Here is a 14,711-nt window from a genome sequence, read left to right as displayed (position 1 = left end):
ACTAGCTCAGCAAATTCGCGAGAAAAGAGCCCGAATTGGCGAGAAAACGTCCCAAACTGGCGAGAAAAGAGCATAAACGTCCAGGTTCAGCGCAATTCGCGAGTAAACGAGCGCAAATTCATGAGAAGCGAGCACAAATGAACAAGTTAAAGTTTAAATATAGTAGTAAAACAAGCTGTTAAAGGAGGAGTTAGGGATGAGGTTTTCAAATAAATATCGGGAAGAGACAATCGGGCTGCTGAAAAAAGATAAATTTGATGTTTTGGTGATTGGCGGGGGGATTACCGGGGCAGGCATTGCCCTAGATGCGACGGCGCGGGGCATGAAGGTGGCGTTGGTGGAGATGCAGGATTTTGCTGCAGGTACTTCGAGCCGTTCGACGAAGCTTGTCCATGGCGGATTGCGGTATTTGAAGCAGTTCGAAATAAAAATGGTGGCTGAAGTCGGAAAAGAGCGTGAAATCGTTTATGAAAATGGACCCCATGTGACAACGCCGGAATGGATGCTGCTGCCGATGCACAAAGGTGGCACTTTTGGGAAATTCAGTACCTCCATCGGATTACGCATCTATGATTTCCTGGCTGGTGTCAAAAAGGCCGAGCGCAGGAAAATGCTTTCGATCGAGGAAACGCTTGCCCATGAGCCATTAGTAAAGAAAGAGGGCTTGAAGGGCGGAGGCTACTATGTGGAATATCGTACAGATGATGCCCGGCTTACGATTGAAGTCATGAAGGCGGCTGTGGCTAAAGGGGCAGCGCCAATCAATTATACAAGAGTGGAAGAATTGCTGTATGAAAACGGAAAGGTGATTGGTGTTCGGGTTGCCGATTTATTATCAGGGGCCGCGTATGAAATATATGCAGACAAAGTCATTAATGCAGCGGGGCCGTGGGTCGATTCCATCCGTGAAAAGGATCAATCCAAAAAGGGAAAAACGCTGAAGTTATCAAAGGGTGTTCATGTGGTCATCGATCAATCGAAATTCCCCTTGAAGCAGGCGATTTATTTTGATACGCCCGATGGACGGATGATCTTTGCCATCCCGAGAGCCGGTAAGGCTTATGTGGGGACTACGGATACATTTTATGAGGGCGATCCTGCCGTTCCTGCGGTTACATCCGCTGATCGCGCCTACTTATTGAAGGCGATGGCCTATATGTTTCCCCAGGTGAAGATTTCCGAGAAGGATATCGAATCAAGCTGGGCCGGAGTGCGCCCGTTGATTCTTGAAGAAGGGAAGGATCCTTCCGAAATATCGAGGAAAGATGAAATTTGGGAGTCGGATTCGGGTCTGATTACGATAGCAGGGGGAAAATTGACCGGTTATCGCAAAATGGCGAAAACGACGGTCGACCTTGTGGCCGGGAAGCTTTCGCACATTAAGGCGTACCCAGCCAGCAGTACGAAGGGCATGCCGATTTCCGGCGGCGATGTCGGCGGATCAAGAAGTTTTTCCGCTTATATCAAGCAGCATATCCAAGAAGGGGTGGCTTCGGGGCTCACTGTCAAGGATTCCGAGGATCTATTGGCCATGTACGGGTCCAATGCCCCTGTACTATTCGATATTGCTAAAAGCGATCAGGACGGAGGAGCAAATCTTCCGAAAAAATTGTTCGTACAGCTGAAATACGCCCTGGAACATGAAATGGCTGCAACACCGGTCGACTTCTTCTTCCGCAGGACGGGGACCCTTTTATTCGATATCAATTTGGTCCAGACCTATAAAAGTGCCGTGATCGACTATATGGCAGGGTATTTTGGATGGTCCGAAGCAACGAAAGAGGAAAGAACAAAACAATTGGAACAGGAAATACTCGGTGCGATTACAGTATCGTGACCATGAAAAACAAGACGCCAGCGATTTGATGGGCATCTTGTTTTTTTGGTTTAAATTCACTGGAGGAATATTATAAGGGGACGGATCGTATTAGTTAATGGGTAAAGAAGTTCTGCGGGAGGGGTTATTCCAAAGGTGAAAATGACCAAGGCGGGTACCATCTATCAATTATCCTTCATGCCGCGTGTTTTTCCTGTGAATTGTTATCTTGTAGAAGAAGAGGATGGCCTAACGCTGATTGACGCAGCCTTGCCTTACAGCGCCAAAGGTATAGAGAAGGCGGCACGGATCATTGGAAAGCCGATAAAAAGAATCATCATTACCCACGCGCATGATGATCATGTCGGTGCACTGGATCGGCTAAAACAATCGATGCCCGATATACATGTGAGTATATCCAGCAGGGAAGCCGCTTTACTTGCTGGCAATTCTGCGCTGCTGGAGAGTGAACATTCCCCGATTCGCGGCGGGATTCCAAAAAATATACAAACCAGGCCTGACTCCTTACTGGAGGAGGGTGACCGGATCGGTTCATTGGAGGTTATTCTTACGCCTGGGCATACCCCTGGCTCGATTTCGCTGATCGACATCCGGAATCATGGTCTGATTGTAGGGGATGCCTTGCAAACGAGAGGGGGAACGGCGGTGAATGGTGTAATCAAGCCTTTATTTCCGTTCCCGTCCCTTGCCACCTGGGATAAGCGGATTGCCCTCGAAAGTGCCAAGAAAATACTGAATTATAATCCGAGTTTACTTGCCGTTGGTCATGGGAGGATGCTGGAGCGACCGGAAAACTCCATGAGCAGGGCAATCATGGAAGCGGAAACAAGGCTTCAGCAATAATCAACCAGCTTTCAGGTGGCAATGCGAAACAGGAATGAAAAAAACCCTTGTGTGCAAGGGTTTTTGAGCATGAAACAAGGCAAGGGGATGCCTATTCTATTTTTTCTGCTTCATGAGCTGTAAGTCGATGTATGTCTGCATTCTTGAATGTAAGTCATCGAAATCGATGGATGTGAGTTCGGAAATTTGGTTCAATCGATATTTCAAGGTGTTCGTATGGATGAATAGCTGCTCAGCTGTCGGCTTGATCCGGCAATTGTTCAGTAAATAAATCTCCAAGGTCTGAAGGAGCTTTGTTTGGCTTTCCTGGTCCTTAATATGAAGAATCTGTAAATCTTTGTTGATATAATTCGTTTTAATGTGATGATTGGAGATCATTTCGAGGTAACGGAAAATTCCAAGCTTGCTATATTCATATGGAAGCTCACCAGGGCGGCCGATGAACTTCGCAGCGTTGATCACTTCCAGTGCTTCGAGATAGGATTTCCGCAATTGAAGGATCGATGAATACTCATTGCCGATTCCAGGGAAGATTTTATGATCATGGAACTGTGAGAGCACCGTATTCGTGAAATCATGGGAACTTTCGGCAAGCGAGCCTTTTCCTTTCCCATTGCTGCCGATGATGACGATGATTTTCATCTGGCTTGTGAACACATGGGAGAGATGATTCAAGGCATTGGCGAATAAGCTGACTGTATCCGTCAATTCATCGAATTGCTCCGCATCGGACTGAGCGATGGTGAAGACGTTGACGATGAAAGATTCCGGAATGAGGATGCCCATATTGGCGGCTTCCCATTTTATTTGGTTTTCAGTTTGATAGACTTCGTCGATGACCTTTTGATAGAACTCGTTCTTTTCTTCGTCTTTTTTCAGATTCAATTGCTTTTTTTGATAGAGGAGCTTGCCGATGTGATGGGATACCTCGTGTAAAAAGTCCAAATCGGCATCCTGCATCCTTTCCGTTTCCTGGACCCAGATGAACCCGAAAACCTGGCCCTTATGGACAGCGCTTACAACGACTCTTGGGTTTAAGCCGATTTCCTCGATTTGGTTCACCCTGAACGGATGCTGCACCGTTTTAAGCTGCTCGACAATGCCCTCATCCATGAATTTCTCCAGTATGGGGATCGGCCAATGCTTTGTGAAGATCGTCTGCCGGTTGGCCTGATCGAAGTGCTCGATATAATACGAACTATATGCCAGCAATAAAAATTGTTCATTTTCGATGACGACAGGTTTTTTTAAGTATGTGCTGACCATATCGGTTATATCGTTGATGTTTGTGAGAGTAAGGATTTTTTCTAATGACATATATGGCCCCCAGTTTTTTGAAGTGGATTACCACTTAATAATACTGATAAACCTATGATGTGTATAGGGGCAAGCGCAAAGAAGGAACGGCCCATGAAAAAGTTTTTTCATGAAACGTTCCTTACAGGAGTTTTATTTATCTTCCAATGCTCTTTCAAATTGCTCGAATTGCTGTTCGACTTCTTTAGATGGCTTAGCAGTAAGCAGGCTGACGACGATGATGGCAATCAAGCTTGCGGCAAAGCCTGGGATCATTTCATAAAGCGTATCGGACAGGCCTGCCATCGACCAGAAGATCACGGTCAGGGCACCAACGATCATCCCGGCTAAAGCGCCCCATTTTGTCATGCGTTTCCAGCAGAGGCTTAATAAAACAAGCGGACCGAATGAAGATCCGAAGCCAGCCCATGCATAACCGACAAGTCCAAGAATCGTGTCATTCTTCTCCCAAGAGAGAATGAGCGCGATGATGGATATGATCAAAACGGAAAGCCTTCCTAAGAAGACAAGCTCTTTATCCGAAGCGGAACGACGGAAGAAGGTTTTGTATATATCCTCCGTTAAAGAGCTGGCAGTAACCAAAAGCTGCGAGGAAATCGTGCTCATGACGGCTGCCAGGATCGCGGAGATCAAGAAGCCGGTAATGAAAGGATGGAAAAGGATTTCCCCTAACTCTATGAAAATCGTTTCAGGATCAGCTAGCTTGAGACCATTCTGGGAATAATACGTTATTCCGATGAATCCGGTCAGCATCGCACCGACCGTGGAAAAGATCATCCAGCTCATGCCGATGGCCCGTGCTTTCTTTATTTCCTTAACGGAGCTGATCGCCATAAAGCGGACGATGATATGCGGTTGTCCGAAATAACCTAATCCCCATGCAAATAATGAGATGACTCCCAAAAGACTCGTTCCGGTAAAAATATTTAAAAGGGCAGGATCAATGGAACGCGGTGTTTCTATGGAAGGTCCGATGCCGCCTACATGGAAAAGGGTAACGATCGGTACAAGTACAAGGGCGACGACCATGATGATACCTTGAACGAAGTCTGTCCAGCTTACCGCCAGGAAGCCTCCGAATAAAGTATAAGCCACGACAACGCCTGTCACGATCCAAAGACCAGAATGGTAATCAAGGCCGAATGTGCTCTGGAATAAGACTCCGCCGGATACCATTCCGGAGGAAACGTAAAAGGTAAAGAATACCAGGATGACCAAGGCCGAGAAGAGCCTTAGGATCCGCGAGCCTTCGCCAAAACGATTTTCCAGGAAAGCGGGAATCGTAATGGAATTATTGGCAACTTCCGTATACGTTCGCAATCTAGGTGCCACGTATAACCAGTTTGCATAGGCACCAAGCGTCAGGCCGATTACGATCCAAATCGAGCTGAGTCCGGTTGCGAACATGGCGCCTGGCATACCCATCAGAAGCCAGCCGCTCATATCGGCAGCACCGGCGCTCAATGCAGTGACAGCGGCGCCAAGTCCCCTGTCTCCCAGCATGTAGTCATTTAGATTGGAGGTTCTCTTGTAGGCAAAATATCCGATAATCAGCATGCCCGCCATATAAATGCTAATGGAAAGTATTAATGAAAAATCGATCATAGGAAGACTCCCTTCAGGATGAAATATGATTTTTTTTTATAAAAAGAGGAAGCAACCTATTTGTCACTTCCTCCGTTTTACATCGTTTTGTATTGTATCATATAGTTGAAGATACATCACCAATACGAGGACATTTCCTTTTCAATTGCTTTTTGAAATATGGATCAGAACGTTTCGGACGTTGTTTTGGCTTGCATATGAAGCTGCAAGTAGTCCGGTCCGCCTGCTTTTGAATCGGTTCCTGACATATTGAAGCCGCCGAATGGCTGGTAGCCCACGATGGCACCTGTACAGCCACGGTTGAAATACAGGTTCCCCACATGGAATTCTTCCCGAGCCTTTTCCATGTTCAGGCGATTTGTCGTAATGACGGCGCCAGTTAAACCGTATTCCGTGTTGTTGGCAATATCAAGAGCTTCGTCAAAGTCTTTCGCTTTGGCAAACGCGACGACAGGTCCGAAGATTTCCTCTTGCATCAGCCTTGCCTGCGGATCGACATCTGCCACGATCGTCGGCTGAACGAAGTAGCCTTTTGAGCTATCTCCTTCTCCGCCAGCAAGAATGCGTCCTTCTTCTTTACCGATTTCAACATAGCTCATGATTTTGTCAAAGGCTGCCTGATCGATGACCGGTCCCATGAAATGATTTTCTGTAGGATTCCCGACAGTCAGCTGCTTGGTTAACTCGACAGCGCGATCCAAAACCTGGTCATAGACATCTTCCACGATCACGGCACGGGAGCAGGCAGAGCATTTTTGACCGGCGAAGCCGAATGCCGATTTGACAATCGATTGAGCGGCCAATTCCAGATCCGCCTCTTTGTCGACGACAATTGTATCTTTTCCGCCCATTTCAGCAATGACGCGCTTCAGCCAAATTTGGCCTTCATTCAACTCGGAAGCACGTTTATAAATGCGCAGACCTACATCACGTGAGCCAGTGAAGGAAATGAAGCGTGTTTTTGGATGATCCACTAGGTAGTCCCCGACTTCCGCTCCGCTTCCTGGTACGAAATTCAATACACCTGCTGGAAGGCCTGCTTCAAGCATCACTTCTACGAATTTAGCTGCTACGATTGGCGTGGTCGAAGCTGGTTTCAAAAGAATGGTGTTACCGGTGACGATAGCCGCTACCGCTGTACCTGCCATGATGGCAAATGGGAAGTTCCAAGGAGAAATGATGATGCCGACCCCGAGTGGGATGTAATCATAACGGTTATATTCCCCCGGACGGCTTTGAACAGGCACACCATCTTTGAGTGTCAGCATTTGGCGAGCATAGAATTCAAGGAAATCGATCGCTTCCGCAGTATCCGCATCCGCTTCATTCCAAGGTTTACCTGCTTCTTTTGTCAATAATGCCGAGAATTCATGCTTCCGTCTGCGAATGATGGCAGCGGCTTTGAATAATACGTCAGCGCGGATCTCCGGCTTCACTTTTTTCCAGCTTTCAAAAGCTGTAACGGCTTCCTGCATGGCCTTTTCGGCAAGATCTTTGTTCGCTTTTGATACGCGGCCGATGACTTCCTCTTTATCCGCTGGATTATAGGAAACGATTTTGTCGTCAGTCGTCACTTTTTCCGCGCCGATGTATAGGGGGTAGTCCTGGCCTAAGTAACCTTCAACAGTTTGAAGGGCAGCTTCATACGCTTTTTTGTTTTCCTCGTTTGTAAAATCGACAAATGGTTCGTGTTTATATGAAATCATTGATCATCACACCTTTTCATGGATTTTTTTCACTACAGCGACTCGGATGCATCGTTTAGCTTCTGACCATCCCTTTGAAAGCAAAGGAAATGTTCGACGGTCTCTCAGCAAGCCTTCTCATGAAATAGCCATACCAATCGAGTCCGTACGGTACATAGACGCGCATTTTGTAACCTTGCTTGACTAGTTCGTGCTGGGTTTTACTTCTCATGCCATAAAGCATTTGAAATTCAAATTGCGTATTTGGGATATTGTGCTTTTTTGCCAGCTCTTTTGTATAGTCGATGATTTTGTCATCGTGTGAAGCGATGGCTGTGTAATTGCCGTTAAGCAGACTTTGCTTGATCAACTTTTTATAGTTTTCATCGACATCATTCTTCTCGGGAAATGCCACTTCGGCAGATTCCTTGTAGGCACCCTTTACGAGCCGCAGGAATGGCTTATATGGACCAAGGTCCTCCAAATCTTTCTCTGTGCGGAATAAATATGCTTGCAGAACAGTACTTATGCAGTTGTATTTTTCTTTGAACTGCCTGAAAATATCGATGGTTGCCTGACAGCGGACTTCATCCTCCATATCGATTGTGACCATGACTCCATGCTTTTCAGCTGTATCGAGGATCTTTGTCATGTTCTCGATGACCAGTGCATGATCGATATCGAGTCCAAGGGAAGTCATCTTTAGGGAAACCTGTGAATCGAGTTTTTCCCTGCTGATCATTTCAATGGTTTCGATGCATTCAGCCGTCCGCTCCAGGGTCACTTCCTTCGAATCAACAAACTCCCCGAGATGGTCGACGGTAACCGACAGGCCGCTATCGTTAAGCTGTTTAATGAATTTAATCGAACTTTGGAAATCCGTTCCCCCGATGATCTTTCCGGCAGCAAAACTTCCTCCGCGTTTTTTGGCAATATTATTAAGCATGCTATTTTTGGATAAAAATAAGAAAAAGTCCCTTGTAATGGCTTCCATAAAGCGCACCCCCTAAGAAGATGTATTCATGAATCAAGCTTACGGTTTTTCGGCAATTTTCACAATGTTCGAAAAAACCAATAATTCTGTCTCCTGATTGTCGGTTTTGGACAAAAGAAAGGGTTTTCATTTTGGGGGATTTGATGGAAGAAGGGAAAGGTTCAGAGTTCCATGGAGGTGAACCGTCAGAATGGTTCCGGTGGTAATGGCTGCTCGACCATATTCATCCAATACGTTATAATGAACCTTATTTACTAACAATGGGTACTTTCAAATGGTGAAGAGTAAAATAAGTCGCATCGGCAAGCGGGGGAGGATAAGGAATGCATGCTGTTTTTGAAGAACTTAGAGAAACATCCGGATTGATAGTAGGCTTGATATTGGTTTTGATAGTGATGGGGCTGATCGGCTATGCCCTCTCGAATTTGCATGAAGCCATTGTGTCACCTGTGTCCAAATTCATCAAGAAATTGTTCAGTCGAAAATAGCTGCAGCGGATACATAAGCACCTGTCCCTAACTGACAAAGGAAACCTGCTTGAAGATGCGCTGCGCTATTGATGTGATGAAAGAGCAAAAAAAACCCTAGAATGAATTTCAGGGTTTTTTCCGTTACGGGGCATGGCGGGACCGGACGGCAGAGCTTCTCCTATCCTTAAATATTAAAATAATCGTCCGACTTTGCATGGGGATCCAGACTCCGAATCGCCTTCATCATTTTCTTTAATACCCCGGCCGACGGCACATACTTCGGATCGCTGCAAATTCTGCTTATCGTATTGCGTGATATTCCGGAAACATTTACAAAATCCTCTTGTGAATATCCGTGCTTATCGATTAATTTGCCTACCTTACTGCGAGACTTCCCTTTCCCGAATCGAAACATATTGATAACCTCCTAGATTTCATTTACTAGCAGTCTCGTCAAACTTTGGAAAAAATATACACATAGTTTCGCAAATGTTTGGTATGCCTCAAGAGGTGGGGAGTACGAACTGAATATATTTATCAGATAATTGCAATAAATGACATATCCATTATAATGATAAATAAGATATCGATAACCTATCAATTTTCTAAAAAGCAGGAGGGAAACATGGGAAGATTAGTTCATTTCGAAATTCATGTGGATGATATGGAACGGGCAAAGAAGTTTTATGGAGAGGTATTCGGATGGTCATTTCAAGATTGGAGTGAATATGCGGGAATGCCTTATTTTGGGGCAGTAACTGGCAATGACAGTGAGCCAGGGGTCAATGGGGCTTTGATGCAGCGTCAAAGCGCTGCACCGGAAACAAACCAACCGCTGAATGCATTTGCATGTACAATGGGAGTGGAGGATTACGATGTAACGGAAGCCAAGATCATCGAGCGAGGCGGCAAGATATCCTTGCCTAAATACGCACTGCCCGGAATGGCATGGCAAGGCTACTATACGGATACAGAAGGGAATGTATTCGGCATTCATCAGCCAGATGCGAATGCAAAATGAATGCGATGATAGGTGAAATACGGCACGAAGAGGTTACAAAAAGGTGAAGGAAGGCGGATGGACTGCCTTTCTTTTATTTTTCACCGATACATAATTTTAGATGAAGGCAAAGAAATTGCGGAAACCAATCAAGGTTCTTGACGGAAGGGTGTATGGGTAAAGTGAATGTTGAATCTTTTTTTTCTGATAATAGTAAAGCTGCATTTAAGAATGATCCACCCGGCGCATGGATGCCGAAATTGCCGGATGGCTGCATTCGCTTGAGTTCAGGGTACCCTGACCCAGAACTAGTTCCTGCCGAAGAAATAAAAGCGGCAGTGGCAAGGCTCCTCGATGAAGAGCATGATTTGCCGCTCCATTACCTAGGAAGTCCAAGGATAACGAAATTAAAACAGCAAATCCTGAATAGGCTGGCTGAGCGCGGAATCATCGTTTCGGAAGAGCAGCTTTTGATTACTTCGGGTGCTTGTCAGGCGATCGATCTAATCGCCCGCATTCTCCTTGACGAACAAACGGTCGTTGCAGTGGAATCGCCCACTTATATGGAGGCTTTAGAGATTTTTCAGAACTATACGAAGCAGATCATCAGCATACCTATGGATGACCAAGGAATCCAAACAACTCTATTGAAAGAAATGCTGGATGAAAGGAAACGTAAAGGTCTGGCACTCCCGCGTTTTCTATATACCATCCCAACCTATCAAAATCCAACCGGGACGACGATGAGCACGGAGCGCCGGCAGCATTTATTGAAGCTTTCCAGCGAGTTCGATTTCCTCATACTCGAGGATGATGCATACGGGGAGTTATCCTTCGATGAAATTCCCCCGCCCATAAAATCATTTGATGAATGTGGACGAGTGCTTCACGTTGGTTCATTATCCAAGGTGGTTGCACCTGGAATGAGGATTGGATGGATAGCAGGAGATCATGCGTTCATTAAGGCGTCGGAATGGTTTAAAAAAGATCTAGATCATCCCTTTTCACAAAGTACGATGGCTGTATACCTGGAAAATACACATTTCGAGAAGCGTCTCCTTCTTCTAAAGGAACTGTATCGTGCCAAATGTGCCGCGTTAATCGGTGCAATGGAACAATATCTTCCTGCGCCCGTTTCCTGGCTTGCGCCAGCTGGCGGTTATTTTGTATGGGTGAGGATTCCCGGTGTTGATACGTCTGATTTATTGCCGCAGGCTCTAATAGAGGGTGTTTCATATGTTCCAGGGAAATACTTTTTCTTGAATCAAAGTGATGGAACCGAGTTTCTGCGTCTCTCATTCAGCTACGCCGATGAGGAAGAAATAATCGATGGAATTCAAAAACTGGGGAAACTTATCACACCTTTTTTTAACGGACTGCCTGATCGCGATATGAAAGATACGAATGCGCCTGCTCCTTAAACAGACGTGCTTATAGAACTCCTTTGTCATGGAGGGATGGAATGGGAGAAAAAGGTTTAGGTAAACCCCGTTTCTGGTTCGGTATATTAATGGAGCTTATTGATATATAGGGCTGGAGCATGGGGGATTAAGTCTGGAATAGAAGTAGTTGAAGATGAGGGGGGAAATCCCCTCAAAGAACTAAGACAGTAAAGCCGTTTTGGGAAATCAAAATATTCGTATCTATTGTACTTATTAAGGTGAAAATAATTTAGATAAATAAAAAAAGGACCCAAATGAATGGATGCCTACACTTTCATCATGACTCTACTGCTTTACAGGAACCACTCTTGCTGGTATTCCTACAACGGTGACATTACTTGGAACATCTTTGTTTACTACAGCATTGGCACCAATCTTTACATTATCTCCAATTGTTATTCCACCAAATAATTTAGCACCAGGACCTATATAAACATTATTTCCGATTACAGGACACTTACCTTTTTTAATTCCTATATTTACTGCAGAGTGTATCTTGCAATTTTCCCCTACTTCAGTTGACTTGTGAACTACTATACTTCCCCAATGTGCCAAACATAATCCTGGACCAAAAACATTTCTTCCGATTGAAAATCCTAGTTTTACTCCTTGGTTTATCAAACTACCTTCAAGGCATTTTAGATAAATTTTATTTAAAATACCCTTTTTGCAATTCATGTTATATTCAACTTTTCTTAGGGTTCTTTGATAATGAACAATAGGAAAACGATAACGTAAGTACCAATTCCACCTTGCTATCTTATGTGCCTTTAAATCTTCTTTTAAATATAATCTATAATCCTTCTTCGACTTTATCATTACCTTCTCCTTGTTGTGGAAATTCTATATGGTGGTGTTTTAAGAAAAATTAACCTAAGTACATCAGATAAAAATATCATATATAGGATTAACTTACTATGAAAATTAGATTATGTATCCACGAAAAAACGACACCATTTAAGTGCCGCCTTTATATTACTTATTTATTTTAATTTTAATTAAAATAAAAAACTCTTAGAATCACTAAAGATCTAAGAGTTACAAGTATGGAGCATAGCGGGATCGAACCGCTGACCTCTACGCTGCCAGCGTAGCGCTCTCCCAGCTGAGCTAATGCCCCGTGTTAAGGTACAATAGTTATTCTATCGGAATTTGAAAAAAAGTCAATATGAAAAATGAGTTTTTTTAAAAAAAGATGTAAAAAACCGTTTAGGCGAACCCAAACGGTTTTTGCGATTATGCATTTTCGATTTCTACCCGGGCTATTTCCTTGAGGGTGGAGACGGTGTAATAGACTTCCGAGGTCCTGACCTTATTGTCGACCAAAACCTTGAGTGTCAAAAGGTGATGGCCTTCTGCGACATCCTTGATTCTAAGGTTTTTGATGAATATCTTTTCGTCTTTGATTTTTTTAAGCACGATTTCGATGTCTTCCTTGTTTTGTACCACCAGCTGCAGGAAGATTTCCTTTTGCCGCAATTTCATCGGTCCGAGCCATGTGACGATTGCGGGAACCAATTCCACACTGATGATCAATAGGATGACACCGGCTATCGCTTCAAGAAAGAAGCCTGCTCCAACGGCAATCCCGATGCCGGCAGCTCCCCAAATGATGGCTGCGGTCGTTAAGCCGGATATGCTGTTATTGTCACGTCGGAGGATGACGCCTGCCCCGATAAAGCCGACGCCTGAAACAATCTGGGCGGCCAGCCGTAAAGGATCCATCGTAATGTTCACGTGGTCACTCCCCGGGAACTTATAAGCGGATTCCATGGAAACGATCGTCAGCAGGCAGCTGACGATGGAAATGACCAGGCTAGTTTTTAAGCCGACGGGCTTCCGCTTCATTTCCCGCTCTAGTCCGATAATGAGTCCGAGGAGAGCCGAAATTCCTAATTTGATAAGGATTTGCAGTTCTGATTGAGGATTGAATGTCCATTCCATGCTGTTTCACCACTTCCGAACTATTATCGAAGAGAAAGATCATTTGTTTCCACCTGTTACCATGTACCCTTTTTTCAAAAAAGCTTACTCCAATGATTTTAACATAGTAGAATATACTTCATCGAGAGGGATTCCAAACTGAAAGGAGGAATGTGTATGCAAATGCCAAAATTGAATCCCTATGCAGCGCTGGCGATTGGGGTGGCTTCTGTTTCGTTTTCCGCCATCCTGGTTAAATTGGCGACTGCTCCATCGGGTGTCATAGCGTTTTACCGTTTATTATTTACCGTTCTCATCATGCTGCCTGTTTTCTTGATGAAATACCGCCATGAGCTTGCATTCATCGAGAAAAAGGACTGGCTTTATTCGATTGCGTCAGGAGTGTTCCTGGCTTTTCATTTTATTTTATGGTTCGAATCTCTCAATTACACGTCGGTCGCGAGTTCCACGGTGCTGGTCACGCTGCAGCCCTTGTTCGCTTTCGTGGGTGCGTACTTCTTTTTCAAAGAAAGATTTTCAATGAAGGCGATATTGAGCGGCGTCATTGCGATTGCAGGCAGTCTTGTCATCAGCTGGGGAGATTTGAGAATCAGCGGCATGGCGCTTTGGGGTGACATTCTTTCACTTATCGCATGTGCGCTCGTGACCGGTTATTTACTATTCGGGCAAAATGTTAGAAAACGCATATCTTCTATAACATATACTTTTGTCGTCTATGTGATTAGTGCGGCCGCTTTGTTCCTATATGTGATCTTCAAGGGAGAGCCGCTTGCGCCATATCCTGCTGCGGATTGGATGTATTTCATCCTGCTAGCCATTTTCCCTACATTATTAGGACATTCATTATTCAATTGGTCATTAAAATGGTTGAGCACTTCCACCATCTCGATGGGAATTCTACTTGAACCGGTTGGAGCGACGATTTTGGCTTACTTCATATTGGATGAACCGATCCTTTGGACGCAGGTTATCGGGGGGACCATCATCTTGGCTGGTTTAATGATTTTCCTAAGGGACGAGAGGAAAAGCAAAGTGCTTAAAGAATCGCCAGTCTCCGTATAAAGCAGTAAGTCGAACCGACTTACTGCTTTATTTAATAAGGGTGAAACAAATAGGTGAGCCTTATGAAAATCAATGCGAAAGTGAAACTGAATAAAAACGTTGTCCCGTTCACCTTGCCTTGTTCCCTGCTGAACCTAATGGCTTCATAAAAAGCAGTGCTGAATAAGTATAGGGCCATGCTGTAGGAAACGAGTAATCCGAATAATGTTAGATTCATTGCTTCACCTCACGGAAAAGATATCTTTAATATGTCTATTTTCCTTTGATTGGAAATATGCTTGGATTTGCGCACTGTAGGGCTTTATGTGGTAAAAATAAGAAAAAACATTTTTTTTTAAAAAAGTTTAAAAAGTATATTGCAAAGCTAATTTGTACATGGTATATTATTTCTTGTCGCTAAGACAGCAACACGAACTGCTAACAAGGTGTTGAAAAAAATACAAAAAAAGATGTTGACGAAATGTGACGCAATATGTTACATTATAGAGGTCGCTTCTGAGAGAAATGACAAC

At 44.4% G+C, this 14,711-nt stretch carries 14 protein-coding genes and 1 tRNA gene; 6 read left to right on the top strand and 9 right to left on the bottom strand.

All coding sequences use genetic code 11. The features are described from left to right. Positions 1-196: 196 nt before the first annotated feature. Together QNI08_RS14530 and QNI08_RS14525 are read left to right on the top strand one after the other, a co-directional pair. Positions 197-1,837: a glycerol-3-phosphate dehydrogenase/oxidase gene (locus tag QNI08_RS14530; protein WP_285768136.1), complete on the top strand. Its 1,641-nt coding sequence runs from the start codon at positions 197-199 to the stop codon at positions 1,835-1,837. 135 nt (positions 1,838-1,972) lie between these two features. Beyond that, on the top strand, positions 1,973-2,680 hold the full coding sequence (locus QNI08_RS14525; RefSeq protein WP_483313780.1) for an MBL fold metallo-hydrolase: 708 nt from the start codon (positions 1,973-1,975) through the stop codon (positions 2,678-2,680). A 96-nt stretch (positions 2,681-2,776) separates the two neighbouring features. Here the strand turns inward: QNI08_RS14525 and QNI08_RS14520 are convergent, their stop codons facing one another. The 4 genes from QNI08_RS14520 to QNI08_RS14505 all read right to left on the bottom strand — a co-directional run bounded on the left by QNI08_RS14520 (position 2,777) and on the right by QNI08_RS14505 (position 8,281). Further along, the gene (locus QNI08_RS14520) at positions 2,777-3,997 is read right to left on the bottom strand and encodes a PucR family transcriptional regulator (RefSeq protein ID WP_285768135.1); all 1,221 of its coding nucleotides are present in this window, start codon (positions 3,995-3,997) and stop codon (positions 2,777-2,779) included. Positions 3,998-4,129: 132 nt separating this feature from the next. Then, positions 4,130-5,602 (bottom strand): sodium/proline symporter PutP, encoded by a 1,473-nt coding sequence (putP, locus tag QNI08_RS14515; RefSeq protein WP_285768134.1) that lies wholly within the window; start codon positions 5,600-5,602, stop codon positions 4,130-4,132. Between the two features lie 164 nt (positions 5,603-5,766). Next, on the bottom strand, positions 5,767-7,308 hold the full coding sequence (pruA, locus tag QNI08_RS14510; protein ID WP_285768133.1) for an L-glutamate gamma-semialdehyde dehydrogenase: 1,542 nt from the start codon (positions 7,306-7,308) through the stop codon (positions 5,767-5,769). A gap of 55 nt (positions 7,309-7,363) precedes the next feature. Further along, positions 7,364-8,281, bottom strand: a complete 918-nt coding sequence (locus tag QNI08_RS14505) for a proline dehydrogenase family protein (RefSeq protein ID WP_285768132.1) — start codon at positions 8,279-8,281, stop codon at positions 7,364-7,366. Between the two features lie 323 nt (positions 8,282-8,604). Between QNI08_RS14505 and QNI08_RS14500 the strand changes: the two genes are divergently transcribed. Continuing rightward, a complete protein-coding gene (locus QNI08_RS14500; RefSeq protein WP_285768131.1) occupies positions 8,605-8,769 on the top strand; it encodes a hypothetical protein in 165 nt (54 codons plus the stop codon). 166 nt (positions 8,770-8,935) lie between these two features. On the opposite strand, the gene QNI08_RS14495 is transcribed toward QNI08_RS14500, so the two are convergent. Further along, positions 8,936-9,166 carry a helix-turn-helix domain-containing protein gene (locus tag QNI08_RS14495; RefSeq protein ID WP_285768130.1) on the bottom strand — a complete coding sequence of 77 codons (231 nt, stop codon included), beginning with the start codon at positions 9,164-9,166 and terminating at the stop codon, positions 8,936-8,938. A gap of 210 nt (positions 9,167-9,376) precedes the next feature. Between QNI08_RS14495 and QNI08_RS14490 the strand changes: the two genes are divergently transcribed. Both QNI08_RS14490 and QNI08_RS14485 read left to right on the top strand, forming a co-directional pair. Beyond that, positions 9,377-9,772 carry a VOC family protein gene (locus QNI08_RS14490; RefSeq protein WP_285768129.1) on the top strand — a complete coding sequence of 132 codons (396 nt, stop codon included), beginning with the start codon at positions 9,377-9,379 and terminating at the stop codon, positions 9,770-9,772. 161 nt (positions 9,773-9,933) lie between these two features. Then, on the top strand, positions 9,934-11,172 hold the full coding sequence (locus QNI08_RS14485; protein ID WP_285768356.1) for an aminotransferase-like domain-containing protein: 1,239 nt from the start codon (positions 9,934-9,936) through the stop codon (positions 11,170-11,172). A 306-nt stretch (positions 11,173-11,478) separates the two neighbouring features. On the opposite strand, the gene QNI08_RS14480 is transcribed toward QNI08_RS14485, so the two are convergent. The 3 genes from QNI08_RS14480 to QNI08_RS14470 form a co-directional block, all read right to left on the bottom strand. Further along, entirely contained in the window at positions 11,479-12,012 is a 534-nt protein-coding gene (locus QNI08_RS14480) for a serine O-acetyltransferase (protein ID WP_285768128.1), read from the bottom strand. Between the two features lie 228 nt (positions 12,013-12,240). Next, positions 12,241-12,313, bottom strand: a tRNA-Ala gene (locus QNI08_RS14475). Positions 12,314-12,429: 116 nt separating this feature from the next. Then, positions 12,430-13,137, bottom strand: coding sequence for an MgtC/SapB family protein (locus QNI08_RS14470; RefSeq protein ID WP_285768127.1), 708 nt, complete (start codon positions 13,135-13,137; stop codon positions 12,430-12,432). A gap of 156 nt (positions 13,138-13,293) precedes the next feature. On the opposite strand from QNI08_RS14470, the gene QNI08_RS14465 reads away from it, so the two are divergent. After that, positions 13,294-14,199 (top strand): DMT family transporter, encoded by a 906-nt coding sequence (locus QNI08_RS14465; protein ID WP_285768126.1) that lies wholly within the window; start codon positions 13,294-13,296, stop codon positions 14,197-14,199. A gap of 31 nt (positions 14,200-14,230) precedes the next feature. Here QNI08_RS14465 and QNI08_RS14460 read toward each other — a convergent pair whose 3' ends face one another. Beyond that, positions 14,231-14,416 carry a hypothetical protein gene (locus QNI08_RS14460; RefSeq protein WP_285768125.1) on the bottom strand — a complete coding sequence of 62 codons (186 nt, stop codon included), beginning with the start codon at positions 14,414-14,416 and terminating at the stop codon, positions 14,231-14,233. Positions 14,417-14,711: the final 295 nt, after the last annotated feature.

It is taken from the genome of Peribacillus folii (assembly GCF_030271255.1).
GTDB lineage: Bacteria > Bacillota > Bacilli > Bacillales > DSM-1321 > Peribacillus.
Note: the sequence above shows the minus strand (reverse complement) of the source record. Positions and strands in the feature narration are given on the sequence as shown.